This is a genomic window from Acinetobacter brisouii CIP 110357, assembly GCF_000488275.1.
Taxonomy (GTDB): domain Bacteria; phylum Pseudomonadota; class Gammaproteobacteria; order Pseudomonadales; family Moraxellaceae; genus Acinetobacter; species Acinetobacter brisouii.
In genome coordinates, this window is sequence record NZ_KI530762.1 from 2,137,628 (window position 1) to 2,159,963 (window position 22,336).

A 22,336-nucleotide genomic window follows, 5' to 3' on the forward strand; every position below is an offset into this window, starting at 1 on the left:
TTGTAAATACGAATGAGAGAACAACTTCCGTGCGTAAAATTTTAGTCACAAATGCCCTTCCTTATGCCAATGGTCCAATTCACATGGGTCACTTACTCGGTTATATCCAAGCAGATATATGGGTTCGTGCCATGCGTGCATTAGGTCATGAAGTGACTTATGTCTGTGCGGATGATGCTCATGGTACTGCCATCATGCTACGTGCCGAAGCCAATGGCATTAGCCCAGAACAGCAGATTGCCAATGTTCAAAAAGAACATGAACGTGATTTTGCAGGTTTTGGAATTAGCTTTGACCACTATGACTCAACCCATAGCGACACCAACAAAGCACGTTCTCAAGAAATTTATGTCAAAAACCGTGAAGCAGGCAACATCGCGATTCGCCCTGTCACTCAGTTGTTTGACCCTGAAAAACAAATGTTCCTGTCTGACCGCTTCATTAAAGGCACATGCCCGAAATGTAAAGCTGAAGACCAATACGGCGACTCTTGTGAAGTCTGCGGAACAACCTATAACGCAACTGAATTGTTAAATCCGCGCTCTACACTGAGCGGTGCAACGCCTGTTGAGAAATCATCTGACCATTATTTCTTTAAGCTGCCAAACTTCTCAGAATACCTACAAAAATGGACGCGTGACCAAGGTCGTCTGCCTGTTTCGATTGCCAACAAGCTCGATGAATGGTTCGATGCAGGCTTGGCAGACTGGGATATTTCACGTGATGCGCCATATTTCGGTTTTGAAATTCCAGATGCGCCAAACAAATATTTTTATGTTTGGGTTGATGCACCGATTGGTTATATGTCGAGTTTTGAAAACTACATTAAAACCAAACGCCCAGATTTGAACTTTGATGATTACTGGAAAAAAGACAGTGAAAATGAAGTTTATCACTTCATTGGTAAAGACATTGTTTACTTCCACGCACTGTTCTGGCCTGCAATGCTTGAAGGTGCAAACTACCGCACGCCAACAGGTTTATTCGTAAACGGCTTCTTGACTGTAAATGGTCAGAAAATGTCGAAATCACGCGGTACATTCATTAAAGCTGAAACTTATTTACAGCACTTGAACCCTGAATATTTGCGTTATTACTTCGCGTCTAAACTTTCAGACAAAGTTGAAGATTCAGACTTAAACTTGGATGATTTCATTCAAAAAGTGAACTCTGACCTTGTGGGTAAAGTGGTGAATATCGCCAGCCGTTGTGCCAAGTTCATTAACACCAAATTTAACGATACCTTATCGAACGAATGTGCTGAAGCAGAATTGGTTCAAAGCTTTATTGACGCGGGTGATTCGATTACTCAAGCCTATGAAGATCGTGAATTTTCTGCGGCGATTCGTGAAATCATGGCATTGGCTGACCGTGCCAACCAATACATCGATGAGAAAAAACCGTGGGCGCTTGCAAAGCAAGAAGGTCAAGAACAACAAGTGCATGACGTCTGCTCTGTCGGGATTAACCTGTTCCGCCAATTGGCAGTTTACCTTGCACCAGTCTTGCCTGAATTGGCGAATCAAGTTCAAGCTTTCTTAAAACTTGACAGCTTCAACTTTGAATCACGTAAAACGATTTTAACGGGTCATGAAATTGCCGCTTTCCAACCACTCATGCAACGTGTTGATCCCAAAGCAGTTGCAGCAATGGTGGATGAATCTAAAGAATCTTTAGGTGCACCTGCGGCTGAACCTGCAAAAGCGGAAAAGAAAAAAGAAAAAGCCAAAGAGAAAAAAGCTGAACCGAAAATTGGTGAAGCTGAGATCATCGGCATTGAAGATTTTATCAAAATCGACCTGCGTGTTGCGAAAGTATTGGAAGCTGCGACTGTTGAAGGTTCGGATAAACTTCTTCAACTGACTTTAGATGCGGGCGAAGCTGAACCACGTAATGTATTTAGCGGTATTCGTGAGTTCTACGCGCCAGAAGACCTGAAAGATAAGCTGGTTGTGTTGGTTGCTAACCTTGCGCCACGCAAAATGCGTTTTGGTATTTCAAACGGTATGGTGCTAGCAGCGGGTAATGGCGAAGGTGTTTGGGTGATTTCACCTGAATCTGGTGCTAAACCAGGTGATAAAGTGTCTTAAGATTCAATTCTTAAAAGAAAAGCCTCTACTGATGTAGGGGCTTTTTTTATTGTCTTTACCTCTCCCTAGCCCTCTCCTATAAGGAGAGGGAAAAAATCCATTACAGGTCTTATGACCCTATAAAATCAATTGACCTGCGACATGGATGTCGCCCGTTCGTTAGGGGCACACGGACGTGCTCTCTAACGAACAACTGGGTTTTGTTACTTTTGCCCAGTCAAAAGTAAGGGGGAAGGAACTTCTACTTAAAATAATCAATCACCTTTTTATAAGATAAGAAATACTGTGTTTTTAGATTCATACGCATTTTCACTTCATTTATACAAACTAAAAAAGATGAAAAATCTTGCCCTACATGCTAAAAAATAAACACTATAAATCAATAAATACACTCAAATGAAAAAACTACTCACCTCAGCTCTACTCTGCTCTAGCTTCGTCAGTCTACCAACCTTCGCCACTTCCCCCACCGCTCCAATCGAGCAACAAAAACAAGTGGCAGGTTACTACCAATATCAGTCAGGGCAAACCCAAATTACTGCCCTGCTCGATGGCACAAACTATATATCACCCAACTTATTTAAAGGACTTTCAGAACAACAAATCCATGCAAGCCTAAAGAAATACTATGCTGACCAAGCCAAAGGCGTACAAACCTCCATCAACGCATTTCTAGTCAATACAGGTCATTCTCTGGTGTTAGTCGATAGCGGTGCTGCCAGTTGTTTTGGGTCACATTTAGGTTCAGTTTTAAGCAATTTAAAGGCATCGGGTTACAAACCTGAACAGGTCAATACGATTTTGCTGACTCACCTTCACCCCGATCATGTCTGTGGGATTAGTAAAAATGGCATCGCCAATTTCCCAAATGCAACCGTCTATGTCTCAAGTACTGAAGCCAATTACTGGCTTAATCCTGAACAGATCAAAAAACTTCCGCAAACACAACAGGCAGGCTATTTAGCCACCGTTGAAAAAATTAAACAGGCAATCGCCCCTTATCAAGCCAAACAGCGCTTTAAAACCTACAAACTGGGTGATCAGATTCAGGGATTTAACGTGATTAGTACTCCTGGACATACGCTAGGGCATTTTAGTTATGAACTCAAAACAGCAAATGAAACTATTGTTTTTATTGGTGATATTGTACATTCACACAGCATACAGTTTGATCATCCTGCAACGGCGATTGGCTATGATGTCGACCCTAAACAAGCTGTCGCAACACGCTTAAAACAGTTTGCCGAATATGCCAAACATGGGGAAACCATTGCTGCACCACATTTGCCTTTCCCGGGAATTGGACATATTTATTCTGCTGATGGGAAAAGTTATCAGTGGATTCCCGTGCATTTTAAAGATTAAGACAAATCTCTTCGTCCTGAAATAGGTTGATCCTTATTTCAGGACTGAGCAAATAAATTTACGGTTTGTTGGCTGCACTTAACTGATAGTCTTGCTGATACACAGGAGTACCTGCAATGCTTCGTGCATAGTAATTAGGCTGAGTTTTAATCGGCTGTTTTAGCTCACATCCTGTAAGCACAAATAAACTCATGGCTACGCAGAGTATGGATATTGTCTTCATGAGCATATCCTCTTTGTTGTTTTATTCTAAATTAGCACTTTATTTGCAAAATGTTTAAAAAAATATATTTCAATTTGTGAAGAAACTTATTCCAAGATGATCAAAATCGGCAATAAAAAGATCAGCTTATTTTTAATATGAAATATCTTTAAGAACAGCTTATATATTTCATAAAGTCTTTGATATTATCTTGATGACGATGACGGATGCATTCACCTGACGCGCTGAAAATAAATTTAATATAGTGCCAATCCAAAATGATTAGACATAAAAAAACCTATTGATGAACAATAGGCTTTTTTAAAATTCTTTAAACTACTTCATCCCAAAAATCAGTTTCAGCCCAAGCAAAGTCATCACGCCACCCGCTACACGGTCAAAAATCGCTTTGGATTTTAAATACACTTTACGCGGTACTTCAGCCGAAAGCACCATAGCGACCAGTGAATACCAACCTGCATCAATAAAAAAGCACAGTATCGGCAAAACCACGTAGTAATAACTCGGGATTTCCTTTGGCAGTAAAGCGGTAAAAATACTGGCGAGGACAATCGCAATTTTCGGGTTGCTGAGTTGTGTGATCAGCCCTAAACGATAGGCTTGCGCATAGCTCATTTTCTGGGTGGTATCTTGCTCGGTCTGCATTGGCTCTTTTGCATGTCGAATAATTTTAAATGCGAGCCATAGCAAATACAGACCACCACACACTTTTAACATCAAATATGCGGATGGGACAGCGAGTAAAATTGCCTGTAACCCCATGACTGCAAGTAAACCAAATAGTGCTGCACCTGTGCCAGTGCCCAAGGCAGTAAATAAGCCATGCTTCCGTGAAATTGCAATGGAGTTTTTTGCCACATAAATAAAGGTTGGGCCTGGGCTAATTGCACCTAGCATTAATGCGACTGCAATCGGAAAAAGCGACCACAAACTATTCACGACAGTACCCATTTACTGACCAACAAAGGCGGCTATTTTAGCAGAACTTAAGCTGTTTTTCCCAATACTAAATACATCACATCACTTTGAAATGAGCCATCTGCCTGTATCTGGAAATGTTGCTTGACGGCATCAGAGACTTTGCCTTGCAAACCACGAATCGTTTCGACACTACTTGCCGAAGTTTGCATGCGGCAGACCCAACTGTCAAAGTCCAAATGCAATACTTGTTTTTCTACTTGCTCAACCTGAAAACCCGCATATTCAGCAAATTGCATCCATTCTTGCAAGTTGTAATTTCGCACATGACTTGGATCACGAATCATTTCAATCGTTTGCAAAAAGGTGTCTAAAACAGGCTGACCATTTCCCAAAATATCCACAAAAATCACTTTGCCGTGTGGTTGCAAAACACGATAAATTTCCTGCATGGCTTGCCCGACATGCTGCCAGTGATGTGCTGAATAGCGGCTAATAATGCAGTCAAAGGATTGATCCGCAAAAGGCAATTGCTCGGCTGTACCCTGTTGCCCCTGAATTTGGGTTAAACCCTTCTCTTTTGCTTGCTGGCAAACCAATTCCACCATTTCCGGGGTGACATCATAAGCAATCACCTGCTCGGTATATGGTGCGACCTGATAACTGACATGCCCCGCCCCACAGCCCAAGTCCAATATGCGTTTGAACTGGTGCTGCTCGATACATTGCTGCATTTTGGCAAATTCTGCACCTTGAGCATGTACGCTACTGTTCAAATAAGCATTTGATTTATCTTGGTATTGATGTTGATTAACTTGATGTTGTGTATTCATTTTTTCTTCCTTCTGACTAATATAAAACACAGCATAAAGAAGATTTAATAAAATAAATAATGATGATTTATAAGCATATACATAAAATAAAGTTATTAATTTACAAAACTATAAACACCTATTCCAATACAAACGGACAAATTTGTCCGTAAAATACCAACAGATTTTGAATGACTTGGCAATCATGAGCAAACACTTACAACGTGCAGCACAAAACCGTGAAGAGCTTTTAAATGCTGCGGCAGAAATGATTAAAGCACATGGTATCCATGTGCCTTTACAGATGATTATTGATTATGCCGGGGTTGGCCGTGCCACGTTTTATCGTAATTTTGCTGACCGCAAACACTTGATTTATGCCTTATTGCAACAGTCCATTGAAAATCTGGAAACACGTGCCAAATATTATGGGCAGTTTGAAAATGGCTTGTTTTTATTGATTTACAGTCATATTGACAATCTGCCACACTTATCTGCACTAAAAGAATACTGGCGTGTTCTCGATAGCAATGAAGCACAGCTACAAGAGCTCATCCAGCAACATCAGCAGATTATTCAACCTCTGATTGATCAAGCCATTGCAGCAAAGGTTTGTCGTCCGGATCTGACTTTTGAAGATTACCGTAGCATTATTTCGATTTTAACTGCATCGTTTCGTGGACATACCGAACAAGAACAAATACGCCTTGCCAAACGTGCGATTGAATTGTTACTGACAGGGATTCAGGTATCACACGAGGCACGTTATGGATAAACAGCCACGTTATCTGGAGACACCGCCCGACTGGACTGCCGATGAACGCCCAATCTTGCCAGGCTCTCCTCCTACAATTGAGCACCCACGTGGCAAGCGCTATTTATATTTTTTTATCGGTATATTTATTGCACTTTCCGCAGGGCTGAGTAACGGTTTTATTAGCGCCAATTTACCTCAGCTACAAGGTGAATACGGCTTAACCCCTATCGAAGGAGCATGGTTACCTGCCGTATATGTCATGGCAAATGTCAGTTCCAACCTGATTTTGTTTAAAGCCCGACAGCAGTATGGACTGCGTTTGTTTAGTGAAATTGGCTTGTTGGCATTTATTGCCGTCATGGTCATGCATATTTTGGTCAATAACTATCAATCTGCGCTATTTGCCCGCTTTATTAGTGGTTTGGCAGCAGCGCCTCTTAGCTCGCTGGGCATGTATTACATCATGCAAGGCTTTAGCAAAGAACATCGCATTAAAGGACTGTATCTGGGAATTGGGATTGGACAATTGGGCGTACCGCTAGCATGGATTATTTCTCCACTTCTGGTGAACGTCAACAACTGGACGGTGCTGTATACCTTTGAACTTGGTCTGAGCATTTGCTGTTTTGCGATGGTGGTTTCACTCAAGTTGCCGCGTAGCTTACGTATTGCTGTCTTTGAAAAAGGGGATTTCCTGACCTTTGCCTTACTTGCCCCAGGCTTTGCCTGTTTATGTGCAGTTCTGGTACAAGGGCCGCTACGCTGGTGGTTTGACTCACCGTGGATTGCTTATGTGCTGATCTGTGGTTTTACCTTGCTGGTTTTGGGGTTTTTCTATGAGCATCAGCGTACTAACCCACTGATTATGACGCGCTGGTTAGGCACTTGGCCAACACTACGTTTTATTATTGCGGCATTCGCCCTGCGTCTACTGATGTCAGAGCAAACCTATGCAGCCGTTAACTTTCTAAAAACAGTCGGTATGGGACCTGACCAGTTTGTCAGCCTCTACACAGTGATTTTTTTTGGCATGCTTGCAGGCGCTATTTTCAGTGCACTGACCTTTACCCGTGAACGGATTGTCTTGCAATTGGTCTTTGCCGAATTTTTGGTACTTATCGCCTGTGGTCTGGACTTTCATTTGACCAGTGATGTGCGACCCGCCAATTTTTATCATAGTCAGTTTTTAGTGGCATTTGCAGGCGGTCTGTTTATTGGCCCACTGGTGCTGGTGGGTTTTGGTCGTGCCTTGCAACAAGGTGCAGGTCATGTTGTGACTTATCTGGTGCTGTTTTCGGCAACCCAGAGTTTTGGTGGCTTGGTCGGGTCTTCATTTTTTTCCACTTACCAAAAAGAACGCACTCAAGTTTATCAACTCACCATTAACAATGCCCTGGAAGCTACCGATCCTAACGTGACGCAGCGCCTCAGCCAGTATCAAAGCAAGTACGCTTCTTATATTACCGATAACAGCAAAGCCCTAGTACAGGCAAAAGCCAGCCTGTCACAAGTTACTACTCGTGAAGCACAGGTACGAGCCTATAACGATGTGATTTATTTAAATGGTATTTTTGCCGTAATTTTACTGGTTTGGGGCTTTAGCAACATTGCATCGACACACTACAATGCCCGCCGCCAACCTCAATCCTCTTAATTTTAGAGAAATGCTATGAGTGAACAGCCAAAAACCGATGATCGCCCAGCTGAACAAGAAGCCACATCGACAGCACAGCAACAACCGCATTTAAAGGCAGTGCCTCGGGTCAGCAAGCTGATTGAAACCAAAAAATCAACCTTGATCCTGATGTTCTTTGTGCTATTGCTTGGGATTAGTGTGATTATGTGGGCATGGCAGATTGGCCCATTCAATACCCCAATCCAGCAGACAGATAACAGTTATATTAAAGGTAAAACCACTGTTTTATCTTCTCAAATCAATGGCTATATTCAGGATGTTTTAGTCAGTGACTTTGATCATGTCAAAAAAGGACAAATTCTGATTCGAATTGACCCGACAACGTATAATCAAAAAGTGTCACAAGCCCAATCCAGTGTCGAGCAAGCTGCAAATAACTTTAACAATCAAAAACAAACCATTGCCCAGCGTCAAGCCGATATTGCGGCAGCACAGGCTAAAGTTGCTCAGATCGAAGCCCAATATCAGCTTTCCTTACAACAGCTGCATCGTTATCAGGCTTTAGGTGATACAGGTGCGGTTTCCAAAACAGATCTGGATCAAAGCCGAGCCAATGTTGCCAACAATCTGGCCTTACTCAATGAAGCCAAAGCCAACGTCAAAGTCGCCGAAGAAGCTTTAAAAACCGCACAAATTGCTACAGTAGGCTTACAGGCACAAGTTAAAAATGCAACAGCACAACTCGATCAAGCCAATACCACCAAAGATTACAGCATCATCACCGCCCCTATGGATGGGCAACTGGGTGAAGTTTCTCCGCGGATAGGACAATATGTTGCAGCAGGCTCGCAATTACTGTATCTCATTCCTCAAACTACTTGGGTGGTTGCCAACTTTAAGGAAACCCAGATTGCCAATATGCAGATCGGGCAAAAAGCTTCGTTTACCGTAGATGCGTTGAATCACAAAAAATTTACAGGACGGGTTGAGGAAATTTCTCCTGCCGCAGGCTCTGAGTTTAGTGTTTTAAAAACCGATAATGCGACAGGCAACTTTACCAAAGTGGTGCAGCGTATTGCGGTAAAAATTGCAATTGACCCCAATCAACCTGAATTGGAACGCCTCAGACCTGGAATGTCGGTCATTAGCTCGGTTGATACTTCGACACAAGGAACAGGCACACGCTAATGCAGATTCAAGCCCAGTTGCCTCAAATTCCTGTACAAACTTTAATACAACGCAACGAGATTCAACTTGATCTGAAACGGCTGGATTTGGTTCATCCCCAAATTTCAGGCAACAAATTTTATAAACTCAAATACAACCTACAACAGGCACAGCAACAAGGCAAAACGGCTGTGCTCACTTTCGGGGGCGCATATTCCAATCATATTGCAGCAACGGCATACGCTGCTCAAATGCTTGGCCTAGAAAGTATTGGTATCATTCGGGGAGAAGAACTAGCACAGCGTCCACTCAACCCAACTTTACAAACTGCACACGAGATGGGGATGCAACTTGAATTTATTTCACGGCAAACCTATCAACAACGTCATGAACCAGACTTTTTACAGCAGTTACACTCGCAATTCCCCGACTGTTATCTGATTCCTGAAGGAGGAACCAATGCACTTGCCATTCAAGGCTGTCAGGAAATTCTAACTTCGGAAGATTTAAATCATTATGATGTGTTCTGCTGTGCAGTTGGTACTGGCGGTACACTATCAGGTTTAATCCAAGCCAGTGATTCACGTCATCAGTTACTGGGTTTTTCTGCACTTAAAGGTGAGTTTCTGACACAAGAGGTGAAGCAATTTACCGACAAAAGTAACTGGAAAATTCTCGATGATTACTGTTGTGGTGGTTATGCCAAAATATCACCTGAACTGATCCAATTTATTCAAACATTTGAACAGCAATATCAGATTCCACTTGAACAGGTGTATACAGGCAAAATGCTGATGGGAATTTTTGACCTGATTCAACAAGGTTTTTTTCAGTCAGGTACACGAATTCTCGCCATTCACACAGGTGGTTTACAAGGGCGGGCACAAGAGTTAGGCGACATGCCAAAAATTTCAGTATAATGCGCGGTTTTTAACATTCGGAGAACTCACATGGCTGCTCTACAGTATGATGTCATCGTATTAGGCGCAGGCGCATCAGGCTTGATGTTGGCAGCATGTGCAGCCAAACGCGGACGCTCCGTATTGGTACTGGAAAAAGCCAATAAAGTCGGCAAAAAAATCCTGATGTCAGGCGGTGGTAAATGTAACTTCACCAATCTGGATGTCGAACCTGAAAATTATCTTTGCCATAACCCTCATTTTGTCAAATCGGCACTTTCACGTTATAACCAGTGGGATTTTATTGGTCTGGTCTGTGAATATGGAATTGCCTACGAAGAACGCAAGCACGGGCAACTGTTTACTTTAAACGGCGCCAAAGATATTTTAAATATGTTGCTTGCGGAATGTAGCAAAACAGATTTGGTCGACATCCAAACTTCAGCAGAGGTTACCCAAGTCCAAGCGCTTGCAGAGCATCAGTTTAGTGTTAAAACCTCTACTCAAAGCTATCAGACTGAATCGGTTGTGGTCGCAACAGGCGGTTTGTCTATTCCAACACTCGGCGGTTCAGATTTTGGTTATAAACTGGCACAACAATTCGGGCATCGAGTTTATCCGACTCGTGCAGGTTTGGTTCCTTTTACTTTTTCCGATCAATTTAAAGAAGTCACAAGTCGTTTAAGTGGCAATGCTTTAGAAGCAACTTTAAGCAATGCGGATGCTGCCTTTACCGAAGCATTACTCTTCACTCATCGTGGTTTGAGTGGTCCAAGTTCATTGCAACTATCTAACTATTGGCAGGTTGGCGAAAGTTTCCAGATCAACTTTTTCCCAACGCATGATCTTTGTGCATGGCTAAAACAGAAAAAACTGAGCCAACCGAAAAGTTTATTGCGCACATTACTGAGTGAACTTGCAGCAAAGTCTGTGATCATTGAACTGCAGCAACTGATTTGGTCAAGCGACAGTGAAACCGCAATTGGTCAATTCAGCGATCAAAAACTGGAAAATATTGCGACTCAGCTACAAAACTTTCAGGTCAAGCCATCGGGTACTGAAGGCTACCGCACAGCAGAAGTGACTTTAGGCGGGGTTGATACGGATGAGGTTTCATCTAAAACCATGGAAAGTAAAAAGCAGAAAGGTTTATTCTTTTTAGGAGAAGTACTGGATGTAACGGGACACTTGGGCGGATACAATTTTCAATGGGCATGGTCATCTGCCGTTGCAGCAGCAGAATATGTGTAACTGCCGAAGGAACACTATTCCTTCAGCAGTATATATGTTTAATTTTTCACGACTTTTGTCACTTGAGGATGCCCTGTATAAGCATCTTTGGCACTTGGGCTGCTGTAACTGAACATGTAGGCCACAACTGCTACATAAAATAAAACAATCATGGCAAACATAAAACGCACGAGACGTTTATTTTCTTTTACATACATCTCATGAAGTGACCGACTTAGATGGCGTAACATAGTCATCTCCTCCTTTCTATCACGTCAATTCGACTATTTTTTATACTACATCAAGTTTGTGTTGTGTTGTGTGAAGAAGCATTATCATCACGTATACATTGTTTATCTGCTGTAGCCTAAAAATAGGCTATACTATGTGCCACTTTTTCAATGCACCACGATTATGTCGTATAGCCTGCAATCCACTTCCCTTGAACTCGACACTGATGTGACGCATCAATGCTATTTACATTATACGCGAGATCAGCATCTGATCGGCGTGATTGAGTTTAGCAAGCCAAGCTATGTACTCAAGTGGGGTGATTTGGAATATTTTCGTCGCCGTACAGAAGAATTTTCTGTCATGCCATTTCCTGACTTTATCAGTGCAATAGTGATCGATTTACGTAATATCGAAGCATTTCTCGATCAGGATACACTCATTGTTCCTTGGCGTTTAGTCGATGAAGAATGTCCTATTCGCTTGGTCGTACCACAAGATCGACTCGAATATTATGCAGGTTTTTTTGAACCGACCTGGCTCAGTTCCGATGTTGAAACTGCAATTAGTGAAATCCGTACCTTTATGGATATGTTTGTGCATTAAGCTGCGGCAAACATATCCAGAGTTATTTTTACCAGTAATTCTCTACAGCAATATTGCCTTCACCACGACGATTCATGCTCAAGCCACGCTGCTTTAAGGCTTCTTTGGTATCTTCCACCATTTGTGGATTACCACAGAGCATAATATGACTGGTTTCTGGGTTAAATTGCTGTCCGACCACAGCTTCCAGTTGCCCATTTTCAATTAAAACTGGCAAACGCTGATGCAATATTGCCTGTGGATCACGCGTAATAATCGGAACAAATTGAAACCCTGTATGTCCTTCGCCAAAAGTTGCAGCAATCTCCTGAATACGTTCGACATATGCCAGCTCTGCTTGTGTCCGTACACTATAAACCAGATTGATTTTTTGATAATTTTGCCATGTCTCAAAATCCTGCAACATAGACAAAAATGGTGCCAAGCCTGTACCCGTTGCCAATAACCATAAATCATGTGGTAACGGTTGCTGATAGCGTGCCAGAGTCAAAAATCCATAGGGAATTTTTTCCAGATACAGCTCATCCCCCACCTGTAAGTCTTTTAGACGTGAAGTAAAAGCACCATCAGGCACAACAATCGAAAAAAACTCCAAGGTTTCATCATAAGGCGATGAAACTACCGAATATGCCCGCACGATGAGTTCGCCATCGACCTGTAAACCAATGCGTGCAAACTGCCCTGCGGTGAATTTAAAGTGAGCTGGTCGTGTCATGCTAAAGCTGAATAAATTATCGGCCCAACGTTGAATAGATAAGACTTTTTCTACAGTAAATTTCTCAGATGTCATGATTTCAAGGTGCAAGAATTCGTCGGCTCATGTTAGCATGGCGAGGCAAATATTGATAATTTTACTCATTTAAGGCTTCAACTATGCGCATGACCTTACGCCAATTGGCTGTTTTTGTAGCCGTAGCCCAAGAAGGGACTGTGACCAAAGCCAGTGATGCTGTCAAGCTGACTCAAAGTGCAGCCAGTATGGCATTGGCTGATTTAGAGGATGGATTAGGTGCGCCACTATTTGATCGCTTAGGAAAACGCCTCCAACTCAATGACCTTGGACGTTTTTTGCTACCTCAGGCACTGGAAATTTTAGGGCGCTGTGAAGCATTTGAACAAGTCGCCAAAGGTGAATTGCAAAGTATTGATTTACGCCTTGGTGCAACATTAACAATTAGTGATTATTTAATGCCAGATTTAATGGCAGGTTTTCTACAATTACAGCCTCAAGCTCACTTGCAATTACAGGTTGGTAATACTCGCCAGATGATTGAAGCTGTCAATCAATTCCAGCTTGATCTAGCGCTGATTGAAGGTTCCTGCCATATTCCACAATTACAAAGCATCCATTGGCGAGATGATGAACTGGCAGTATGTTGTGCTCCAAGCCATCCTCTAGCAAAGCTAAACCGTCCTTTAACCCCACAAGATTTTGCTGATGTAGAATGGATTTTGCGTGAAGAAGGTTCAGGCACACGCGAGGTTTTTGATACAGCCATTTTAAATCATTTAGAAGATGCCAATATCCGCCTGACACTTGGACACAATGAAGCCATTTTAAAAATTATTTCAGGCGGTTTGGGTATTTCGTGTATTTCTAAACTCGCATTGCTCCCAATGCTCAATTCTGGGCAACTGGTTATTTTAGATACGCCATTTTGGGAACTAAAACGCCCACTTTATATGCTCGTTCATCGCCAGAAATATCAAGGACCTGGACTTAAAGCCTTTATGCGTTTTTGTGACGAACAGCCAGACTAATTTTAATTTTATTGCCAATTTGGGTCTGTTTTTCGACGAGAGTCTTTTTCACAAGGCTCTCCATCTGCATTGCCATCCATTTTAGTATTTGGACAATTGTGAACAAACCAACGTGCTTCAGCCAAAGAATGCATTTGTGAACAATATTGCCGTCCATCGCATTTAAAGTATCCTAATGGGCTTGGCATCGGCTTTTGTGCTGGTGCAGGTCGACTCACAATACTTGGTGCAACATTCACTTGTGTTTTTTGTTCAGGCAATTGATCTGGTACATGCCCTAGTTTTTTGCGTTGCTCATCAATCAACTGTTTTTGTTCTTGAATCAATTGTTGCGTATATTGTCCACGCATTTGCTCATGTTGTTGCAGTCTTAAGTAAGTGATATAAATCCCGATACCAGCCAATACAACAACGACAAATAAAAACATCGCTGCTTTCTTCATCATTCTTGTCTCATAAAAAAATACCTGTTATTTAGAGATTTAACAGGTATTTTTTTAAATTGACATTAGTCTTTTTGTACACTACCAAAAATTTTATCACCCGCATCACCAAGACCAGGAACAATGTAACCATGATCATTCAACCCATCATCAATCGATGCGGTAAAAATACGAATATCAGGGTGTAAGGCTTCAACTTTGGCAATACCCTCTGGCGCTGCAACCAATACCATGACACGGATATCTTTACAGCCACTTTGTTTGAGTACATCAATTGCTGCGATTAATGAGCTTCCCGTTGCCAACATCGGATCAATAATCATGGCTATACGGTTAGCTACATCTGGAACCAATTTTTTATAATAAGTTCGAGCTTGTAAAGTTTCTTCATCACGCTCAAGACCCAAAACACTGACTTTAGCACTTGGAATCAAATTAAGCACACCATCCAACATCCCAATTCCTGCTCGTAAAATTGGAACAATGGTAATTTTCTTACCTGCGATGCGCTGTGTAGTCACCTCACCTGCCCAACCTTGAATTTCATGATCAACCACAGGTAAATCTTTAGTTGCTTCATAAGTCAGCAACATGGTTACTTCTTGCGCAAGTTCACGAAAGTTTTTGGTACTAATATCGGCACGACGCAACAAGCCTAATTTGTGGCGAATCAATGGGTGACGAATTTCTTGAATAGGCACGGGGAGAACACCTGACAGATTTAAGTTGCGCCTAGTATATCGCTTTTCGATCAGAAATAAAAAAGCCCTCATCAATGAGGGCTTTTTTAGACCACTAAAATTAGTGGTTGAACAATATTTGTTGAATTGGCGCTAGAACTTGTGACATTGCAGAAATTTTAAGTACAGGATCTGGATAAACACCGATCAACAATACCAATGCTGCAGCACCAAGCACCATGATTCCACCCACTTTCTGACCCCAATGTTTTTCAGCGTCAATACGTGGAATTTCTGGTGGTGTAAGGTACATCACAACCATAACACGTAAGTAATAGTATAAACCGATACCACTACCCACAATAATCATGGCAGCCAAGAACCAGTGACCTGCATCAACCGCAGCTTTAATTACCATGAACTTACCGATAAAGCCTGCAGTCAACGGAATCCCTGCCAACGACAATAACATAACTGTCAATGTCGCAGTTAAAACAGGACGACGCCAGAACAGACCACGATAGTCTGCAACACTTTCAGCTTCATCAGTATTGTTGTATGGGCTAGACATTAGCGTCACAACACCAAACGCACCAATGGTTGTTAATACGTAAGCAATCACATACATATTTACACTGTCGAGGCTGAAGTAGTTTTTGCTAACCAAAGCCACAAGCAAATAACCGAAATGTGCAATAGATGAATACGCAAGAACACGTTTGAGGTTGACCTGACGTACTGCAAGCAAGTTACCCACAATAATTGAGAGTACCGCAATAATGCTGATGATCAGGCTGATTGATGGAATCAATGCACCTGCTGCAAGTAAATAGCGGACAAACAAACCAATGGTTGCAACTTTCGCAGCAGTTGCCAAAAAGGTTGCCAATGGCGCTGGTGCACCTTGATAAACATCTGGCGTCCATTTGTGGAATGGTGCTAACGATAGTTTGAACGCAATTGCGAAGATGATCAGACCAAGACCCAAAATCACCATTGGGTTGCCCATTTTCACCATTTGCAGCAACGATGCAAAGCCTGTATAGAATGATAATGTACCTGTATACGCATAAATATATGCCATACCCATCAACAACATTGCAGAAGCCGTTGCTGATAACACTAGGTATTTCATTCCTGCTTCTAAAGACTTCTCACGTTCATGCGTATATGCCAACAGACCATATACAGGAACTGACATCAACTCCAAGCTAATGAAGAATGATGCATAGTGAGAGCTTGCCACCATCAACATTGCCCCAGCAACAGAAGACAATAACAGCAAGTACAACTCTTCACGGTTGTCTTTATAGCTTTCAATATAAGCGTGTGACAAAGTACAGCATGCCAAGGCAGAAACCAGAATCAGCAATTGATAAAGCATGGTAAATGGATCAACCATAAACATGTTCATCACATTAGCAGGTCTGAACTGCCCACCCATCATTTGCAAAATGATATTGAATGCTGCCAAGTTCAAACCAATAACGGATGCTGTTGCAATCAGATTATGATTACGTTTGATCGCCGTTAAGATCATGACCAGCACGATTGTCAAAGAGACAATCATGACTGGAGCAAGTGGCATAAGATCTGAAAATTGGATTGTGAAGTTCATGACTTATTGGATCTCCACATTATCAAGTTGGCTGACTGCTTGTTGCATCAAATCTACACCATTATGAACAGGAATATAGCTATTCGCTAACCACTGCATACTTGAATGAGACACATCAAGGAAGGTTTGTGGGTAGATACCAAGCCACACTAGACCAATCACACAGATCATTAGAATCGCAATCTCACGTGCTGACAAATCTTTCAGTGGGTTTGCATAATGCTGTTTTTGTTCAGGGTTTGGAGTACCAAACAATGAACGATGAATCAAAATCAAGCCGTAAAGACCAGCCAATACCAAACTGATCGCAGCAATAATAGTAAATGTTGGGTATTTACCAAATGAACCCATCAAAATCAGGAATTCACCAATAAAGTTACCTAGACCAGGAATACCAACCAACGCAGCAACAAAGAACATCAAGAAGAATGGCAAGTAACGGAACTGACCGCGCATACCACCCATCAAACGCATATCACGTGTATGTAGGCGCTCGTAAATCTGACCACACATGATAAACAGTGCAGCAGAAGATAAACCGTGTGCCAACATCATGATCATCAAACCTTGATAAGTAATGATGTTGCCTGCATAAATTGCCAGTAACACAAAGCCCATGTGCGAAATAGAGCTATATGCCAACAAACGTTTCATATCGGTTTGCTGATAAGCACACCATGCACCGTAGAATACGCCGATCAGACCTAACACAATCGCAATATCAGCAAACTGTGCCGATGCTGCCGGGAAGAATGGAATAACGAAACGCAATAAACCGTAAGCAGCAGTTTTGATCAAGATACCTGCCAAGTCTACAGAACCTGCTGTAGGTGCTTGAGCATGTGCATCTGGTAACCAGCCGTGCAATGGAAATACAGGAAGTTTTACTGCAAAACCAATGAACATACAAACCATGAAACCATACGCAAAACTTGGTGGTAAATGATTTGCAACTGCCAACAAGAAGTTGTAATCAAAGTTAATCACACCATTGGTCATGATATAACCCCAGACTACCAGTCCAAGAATACCAATCAGCATGATCAAGCCTGAAACTTGCGTATAGATGAAGAATTTAGTTGCAGCGTAAACGCGCGAATGACCATTCGAACCCGCATGCCCCCAAAGTGCAATCAAGAAATAGATTGGTACCAGCATCATCTCCCAGAAGAAGAAGAACAGGAACATGTCTATCGCAAGGAATACACCGATTACCCCACCTAAACTCCAAAGTAAGTTTAAATGGAAGAAACCAACATTCTTCTGAATTTCACCCCAAGAACAGCCTACTGCCAAAATACCCAAAAGTGCAGTCAAACCGACCATGAGCAATGACAAGCCATCTACAGCAAGGTGAATACTAATCCCCAGTGAACTAATCCACGGTAGATAAAATTGTGCTGCGAAAGTTGGCGCTTGCGAACCCAACTCGTAGTGATAATTACCATGGCTCCATAAGATTACAGTTAAGCCAAGGGTAATCACCATCCCGATCAGGGCAATCCAGCGTGGAAGGTGCTGGTCGAGTTTATCGACCAACCAGCATACAAAACCTGCAATGAAAGGAACTAGAATCAGCGCGGGTAAAATTAAATTGTTTTCCATTTTATTTCCCCACTACCTGAACAACGATCAGGATCATCAGTAACACCACAATACCCAGTGACATACTTGATGCGTATTCACGCAATGATCCAGTTTGACGTGAACTTGTGAAACTGTTACCACCTTTCACTAAAGCTGGTAATACAAGCCACAAACTATCAATCGGATCACGACCTAAAATCTTCGCGATTAGTAAATAAGGTTGTACGAAAACGAGGTTATATAAAGCATCAAAACCGAACGCATTACGCCAGATGTGAGCAATACCTGCAACCAATGAAGTTTGAGCAAAAGCTTTAACCGCACCATAAGCAAAGGCGAATAGCACCACACCAATCACTAGACCGACCAAAGCAACGCCAACAGCAGTATGCTCTGCACCTTTAACCAGCACTTCAACATTTTCAGGAACTTCAAATGCTGGAATACGTGCTGAAGTCAGTAATTTTTCAACAGGTGCTTTCAGTAATGCACCTACACCTGTAGACAGTACCAATAGAATTGATAATGGTCCCCAATACGTAACACCCTTGATCTCGTGCGCATGAGTTTTTTCTTCGCCAAAGAATACAACCCAGATTAAGCGGAATGTATAAATTGAAGTTAAGAATGCACCTGCGACACCGACCCAGTACAAGCTGTTATAAAGTGGAAGATTTGCCAACATGCCGTGTGCATAAACTTCACCCAAGATCGCATCTTTAGAGAAGAAGCCCACAGTAAGGAATGGAATTGCTGCTAACGCGCCACCACCTACAACGAAACATGCAAATACGAATGGAATCTTTTTCCAAAGACCACCCATCTTGAAAATGTTTTGTTCGTGATGGCATGCCAAGATCACCGCACCAGAAGACAAGAATAATAATGCCTTAAAGAATGCGTGAGCCAACATGTGGAACAGACCAGCTTGGTATGCTTCAGCACCTACAGCCATAAACATATAACCTAACTGACTCATGGTTGAGTAAGCCAAGATACGTTTGATATCGGTTTGTACCAATGCTGCAAAACCAGCTACCAACAAGGTAATTGCACCTGTTACAGAAATAAACTGCATCACTTCAGGTGCCATTTCAAACACAGTGTGAGTACGGCAAGTTAAGTACACACCTGCGGTAACCATAGTCGCAGCATGGATCAATGCAGAAACAGGTGTCGGACCTGCCATCGCATCGGCTAACCAAGTTTGTAGTGGAATCTGTGCAGATTTACCCGCAGCACCCAAGAACAACATCAATGCTGTCCAGATCGCAAGTGAGTGATTTCCTGCAAGAACAAGGTGTGCATTTGCCACAATCGTTGCAGTATGCAAAGTACCAAATTGCTGATAAAGCAAGAATAACGCGATCAATAAGAAAACGTCACCCACACGTGTAACGGTAAATGCTTTGATTGCAGCCCAACCATTGTCTGGATTTGAATAATAAAAACCAATCAATAAGTATGAGCAAAGACCTACGCCTTCCCAGCCTAGGAACAATAACGCAAGGTTATCGCCAAGAACCAATACCAACATGCTCGCAACGAACAGGTTGAAGTAAGAGAAGAAACGCGCATAGCCATCTTCACCACGCATATACCATGATGCAAAGATGTGAATCAGGAAACCTACACCTGTGATCATGCCTGTCATTAATAATGATAAGCCATCAAGATGTAGACTTACTTCTGGTGCCAATGTACCAACACTGAACCATGTCCATAGATGTTGTACTACAGCCGTTGAACCGCTGTTGACAAACTCTAGCCCCGCAATCAATGCAAATAATGCAGACAGCCCCACTGAACCTACGCCAATAATCGCAGCAATATTTTCAGAAAGTTTATCGCGACCCGCCGCTAATAAAATAAAGCCGATTAGCGGAAATAAGATTGTTAAATATAAATAACTCATCCGCGCATCTCACTCGCAGCATCCACATCCAAATGATGGAAGCGATGATAAAACTGAAGGACGATCGCTAGACCAATACAAGCCTCGGCAGCTGCCAATGTCAAAATTAAGATAAACATAATCTGACCGTCAGCTTGTCCCCAAACACTTCCTGCCAGCACAAAGGCCAATGCAGCAGCGTTCATCATGATCTCAAGACTCATCAATATAAATAGAAAGTTGCGACGCACCATTACACCGTAGAACCCAAGTGCAAAAAGAACGGTTGCAACAATCAAACCGTGTTCCAAAGGGATGTTACCCATCAGTCTTGTTCCTCTTCACCTGGTTCACGTTTACCTAAATGGAATGCTGCAACAAGTGCTGCGAGCAATAGCATTGCGGCAATTTCAACCAACAATAAATATTGGGTAAATAACGCTTGACCCACTGCTTTTGGTCCAATCACTGCTTTACCTAGCAATGCACCTGCTGGTGTGTAATCACTACTGATCATCCACACCAAGGTCAAGCCCAATAAGAAGCTCAACAATGCAGGTACAGCCCAAGCATCGGACGTTAACCATTTACGTTCTTGCTCGACCGTGTGTTGCCCCAAGTTCAGCATCATCACCACGAAAACGAACAAAACCATAATTGCGCCAGCATACACAATCACTTCGAGTGCGCCTGCAAACGGCGCACCCACGATCATGAAAATGCCTGCAACAGCAAGTAAAGAAATAATAAGGTTTAAAAGTGCATGCACAGGGTTCGAGTTAGTCACAACACGAACTGTAGAAACAATGGCCACAAGAGCCATTAAATAAAATGGCCACATCATGGTAATAAGCTCCGTACATCAACAGGTGCGCTTTCTTTTTGCGCTTGTCCTTTTTCTTTACCGTTAATTGCCATACCTGTTACACGATAGAAGTTGTAATCAGGGTATTTACCTGGGCCAGAAATCAGTAAGTTTTCTTTTTCATAAACAAGATCTTGACGCACATATTCAGCCAACTCAAAGTCTGGTGTTAACTGAATTGCAGTCGTTGGGCATGCTTCTTCACACATACCGCAGAAAATACAACGTGAAAAGTTGATACGGAAAAATTCTGGATACCAACGACCATCTTCTTTTTCTGCTTTTTGTAATGAAATACAACCTACAGGGCAAGCAACCGCACACAAGTTACACGCAACACAGCGCTCTTCGCCATCTGGGTCACGTGTCAGAACGATACGACCACGATAACGTGGCGGTACGATCTGCTCGGCGGGTACTTCTGGATATAAAATGGTGTCACGTTTGCGCGTTGCATGGCTAAATACCATCCACAACGAGCGAACGACAGACCCTACACCAGCTAGAATTTTAAACATAATGTTCTCCCTGCTGTCTTAGGCCGCATGCTTCAATAGAATAACAGCACCAGTTACCAATAAGTTAACCAACGCCAATGGCAAGCAGATTTTCCATCCGAAGTTCATGACTTGGTCATAACGTGGACGAATTAAAGCACCACGTGCCAAGATGAACATCATGACAAAGAAAGCAGTTTTGATAATGAACCAGAAACCTGCTGGAATAAATGGAATATCCAAATTAAATGGTGCAAGCCATCCACCGAAGAATAACGTTACGATTAAAGATGAAATTAGAATGATATTCACGTATTCAGCAACGAAGAACATCCCCCATTTCATACCACCGTATTCAACATGGTAACCTTCTGACAATTCTTGCTCTGCTTCAGGTTGGTCAAATGGATGACGGTGAGTCACCGCAACACCTGCAACTACAAACACCAAGAAACCAACAAACTGAGGAATGATGTTCCACATATCGCGTTGTGATTCAACGATCTCACGCATGTTGAAGGAACCTGCAATTGCCACCACACCCATTAGGGAAATCCCCAAGAACACTTCATAAGAAATGGTCTGTGCAGAAGAACGTAGCGCACCGAGTAAGGCATATTTGTTGTTAGAAGACCAACCACCAAACAATACTGCATAAACCGCAATACCTGCCATTGCCATAAAGAACAATAGCCCGATGCTCATGTCTGCTACACCCATAAACGGGCTTACAGGAATCACCATGTAAGACAGCACAGCTGTTGCCATAGCGACAGCAGGCGCTAAACGGAATGTTAATTTATCTGCAAACTTTGGTGTCCAGTCTTCTTTGAACATGATTTTCAGCATGTCGGCAACAATTTGTAGTGAACCAAATGGACCTACACGGTTTGGACCATAACGGTCTTGCCACAAACCTAAAAGACGTCGTTCAACAAAAGACATGAGCGCTGCAAAAACCACAACGACCAATAAAATCAGAATTGCTTGCACAACCATATAGGCGATTGGCCAATCTGTTGCCCATACAGGTAGAGCGCGTAAATTTTCGTGCATG

The 22,336-nt window shown here is 42.4% G+C and carries 23 protein-coding genes; 9 read left to right on the plus strand and 14 right to left on the minus strand.

The genetic code is table 11. From position 1 onward, the window contains the following. Positions 1–29 precede the first annotated feature (29 nt). Positions 30–2,090 (plus strand): methionine--tRNA ligase, encoded by a 2,061-nt coding sequence (metG, locus tag P255_RS10295; RefSeq protein ID WP_004901877.1) that lies wholly within the window; start codon positions 30–32, stop codon positions 2,088–2,090. 396 nt (positions 2,091–2,486) lie between these two features. Next, positions 2,487–3,455 carry an MBL fold metallo-hydrolase gene (locus P255_RS10300; RefSeq protein WP_004901878.1) on the plus strand — a complete coding sequence of 323 codons (969 nt, stop codon included), beginning with the start codon at positions 2,487–2,489 and terminating at the stop codon, positions 3,453–3,455. A 58-nt stretch (positions 3,456–3,513) separates the two neighbouring features. Here P255_RS10300 and P255_RS15500 read toward each other — a convergent pair whose 3' ends face one another. The 3 genes from P255_RS15500 to P255_RS10310 all read right to left on the minus strand — a co-directional run bounded on the left by P255_RS15500 (position 3,514) and on the right by P255_RS10310 (position 5,429). After that, positions 3,514–3,678, minus strand: coding sequence for an NF038215 family lipoprotein (locus tag P255_RS15500; protein WP_004901880.1), 165 nt, complete (start codon positions 3,676–3,678; stop codon positions 3,514–3,516). A gap of 315 nt (positions 3,679–3,993) precedes the next feature. After that, positions 3,994–4,575 carry a LysE family translocator gene (locus P255_RS10305; RefSeq protein ID WP_228127532.1) on the minus strand — a complete coding sequence of 194 codons (582 nt, stop codon included), beginning with the start codon at positions 4,573–4,575 and terminating at the stop codon, positions 3,994–3,996. An 89-nt stretch (positions 4,576–4,664) separates the two neighbouring features. Further along, on the minus strand, positions 4,665–5,429 hold the full coding sequence (locus P255_RS10310) for a class I SAM-dependent methyltransferase (protein WP_004901886.1): 765 nt from the start codon (positions 5,427–5,429) through the stop codon (positions 4,665–4,667). A 184-nt stretch (positions 5,430–5,613) separates the two neighbouring features. On the opposite strand from P255_RS10310, the gene P255_RS10315 reads away from it, so the two are divergent. From P255_RS10315 to P255_RS10335, 5 genes are read left to right on the plus strand one after another with little or no spacing between them, the layout of a single operon-like run. Then, on the plus strand, positions 5,614–6,183 hold the full coding sequence (locus tag P255_RS10315) for a TetR/AcrR family transcriptional regulator (protein ID WP_035365190.1): 570 nt from the start codon (positions 5,614–5,616) through the stop codon (positions 6,181–6,183). Beyond that, a complete protein-coding gene (locus tag P255_RS10320) occupies positions 6,176–7,819 on the plus strand; it encodes an MFS transporter (protein ID WP_004901891.1) in 1,644 nt (547 codons plus the stop codon). The genes P255_RS10315 and P255_RS10320 overlap by 8 nt, the downstream gene beginning before the upstream one ends. A gap of 15 nt (positions 7,820–7,834) precedes the next feature. Then, positions 7,835–8,989 carry an HlyD family secretion protein gene (locus P255_RS10325; protein ID WP_004901893.1) on the plus strand — a complete coding sequence of 385 codons (1,155 nt, stop codon included), beginning with the start codon at positions 7,835–7,837 and terminating at the stop codon, positions 8,987–8,989. Then, positions 8,989–9,888, plus strand: a complete 900-nt coding sequence (locus P255_RS10330; RefSeq protein WP_004901895.1) for a 1-aminocyclopropane-1-carboxylate deaminase/D-cysteine desulfhydrase — start codon at positions 8,989–8,991, stop codon at positions 9,886–9,888. The genes P255_RS10325 and P255_RS10330 overlap by 1 nt, the downstream gene beginning before the upstream one ends. 30 nt (positions 9,889–9,918) lie before the next feature. Continuing rightward, the gene (locus P255_RS10335) at positions 9,919–11,118 is read left to right on the plus strand and encodes a BaiN/RdsA family NAD(P)/FAD-dependent oxidoreductase (protein WP_004901896.1); all 1,200 of its coding nucleotides are present in this window, start codon (positions 9,919–9,921) and stop codon (positions 11,116–11,118) included. Between the two features lie 38 nt (positions 11,119–11,156). Here the strand turns inward: P255_RS10335 and P255_RS10340 are convergent, their stop codons facing one another. Then, positions 11,157–11,348, minus strand: coding sequence for a hypothetical protein (locus P255_RS10340; protein ID WP_004901898.1), 192 nt, complete (start codon positions 11,346–11,348; stop codon positions 11,157–11,159). Between the two features lie 163 nt (positions 11,349–11,511). Here P255_RS10340 and P255_RS10345 point away from each other — a divergent pair, with 163 nt between their 5' ends. Continuing rightward, on the plus strand, positions 11,512–11,934 hold the full coding sequence (locus P255_RS10345; protein WP_004901901.1) for a hypothetical protein: 423 nt from the start codon (positions 11,512–11,514) through the stop codon (positions 11,932–11,934). A gap of 28 nt (positions 11,935–11,962) precedes the next feature. Here the strand turns inward: P255_RS10345 and P255_RS10350 are convergent, their stop codons facing one another. Beyond that, positions 11,963–12,724, minus strand: coding sequence for a ferredoxin--NADP reductase (locus P255_RS10350; RefSeq protein ID WP_004901904.1), 762 nt, complete (start codon positions 12,722–12,724; stop codon positions 11,963–11,965). Between the two features lie 83 nt (positions 12,725–12,807). Between P255_RS10350 and gigC the strand changes: the two genes are divergently transcribed. Beyond that, positions 12,808–13,695 (plus strand): LysR family transcriptional regulator GigC, encoded by an 888-nt coding sequence (gigC, locus tag P255_RS10355; RefSeq protein WP_004901906.1) that lies wholly within the window; start codon positions 12,808–12,810, stop codon positions 13,693–13,695. Positions 13,696–13,703: 8 nt separating this feature from the next. On the opposite strand, the gene P255_RS10360 is transcribed toward gigC, so the two are convergent. From P255_RS10360 to nuoH, 9 genes are all read right to left on the minus strand, one after another. Next, positions 13,704–14,138: an excalibur calcium-binding domain-containing protein gene (locus tag P255_RS10360; protein WP_004901911.1), complete on the minus strand. Its 435-nt coding sequence runs from the start codon at positions 14,136–14,138 to the stop codon at positions 13,704–13,706. 65 nt (positions 14,139–14,203) lie between these two features. Beyond that, a complete protein-coding gene (gene upp, locus P255_RS10365) occupies positions 14,204–14,839 on the minus strand; it encodes a uracil phosphoribosyltransferase (RefSeq protein WP_004901912.1) in 636 nt (211 codons plus the stop codon). A gap of 100 nt (positions 14,840–14,939) precedes the next feature. After that, positions 14,940–16,436, minus strand: a complete 1,497-nt coding sequence (nuoN, locus tag P255_RS10370; RefSeq protein WP_004901915.1) for an NADH-quinone oxidoreductase subunit NuoN — start codon at positions 16,434–16,436, stop codon at positions 14,940–14,942. A 3-nt stretch (positions 16,437–16,439) separates the two neighbouring features. Further along, a complete protein-coding gene (gene nuoM / locus P255_RS10375) occupies positions 16,440–18,041 on the minus strand; it encodes an NADH-quinone oxidoreductase subunit M (protein WP_004901916.1) in 1,602 nt (533 codons plus the stop codon). Position 18,042: 1 nt separating this feature from the next. Next, positions 18,043–19,938, minus strand: coding sequence for an NADH-quinone oxidoreductase subunit L (gene nuoL / locus P255_RS10380; protein ID WP_004901918.1), 1,896 nt, complete (start codon positions 19,936–19,938; stop codon positions 18,043–18,045). After that, positions 19,935–20,243 (minus strand): NADH-quinone oxidoreductase subunit NuoK, encoded by a 309-nt coding sequence (nuoK, locus tag P255_RS10385; protein ID WP_004750668.1) that lies wholly within the window; start codon positions 20,241–20,243, stop codon positions 19,935–19,937. Before nuoK ends, nuoL begins: the two co-directional genes overlap by 4 nt. Beyond that, complete coding sequence (gene nuoJ / locus P255_RS10390) at positions 20,243–20,758, minus strand: NADH-quinone oxidoreductase subunit J (protein WP_171063155.1); 516 nt, start codon at positions 20,756–20,758, stop codon at positions 20,243–20,245. The genes nuoK and nuoJ overlap by 1 nt, the downstream gene beginning before the upstream one ends. Then, a complete protein-coding gene (gene nuoI / locus P255_RS10395; protein ID WP_004750662.1) occupies positions 20,758–21,300 on the minus strand; it encodes an NADH-quinone oxidoreductase subunit NuoI in 543 nt (180 codons plus the stop codon). The genes nuoJ and nuoI overlap by 1 nt, the downstream gene beginning before the upstream one ends. Before the next feature lie 18 nt (positions 21,301–21,318). Beyond that, entirely contained in the window at positions 21,319–22,335 is a 1,017-nt protein-coding gene (gene nuoH, locus P255_RS10400; RefSeq protein ID WP_004901923.1) for an NADH-quinone oxidoreductase subunit NuoH, read from the minus strand. Position 22,336: the final 1 nt, after the last annotated feature.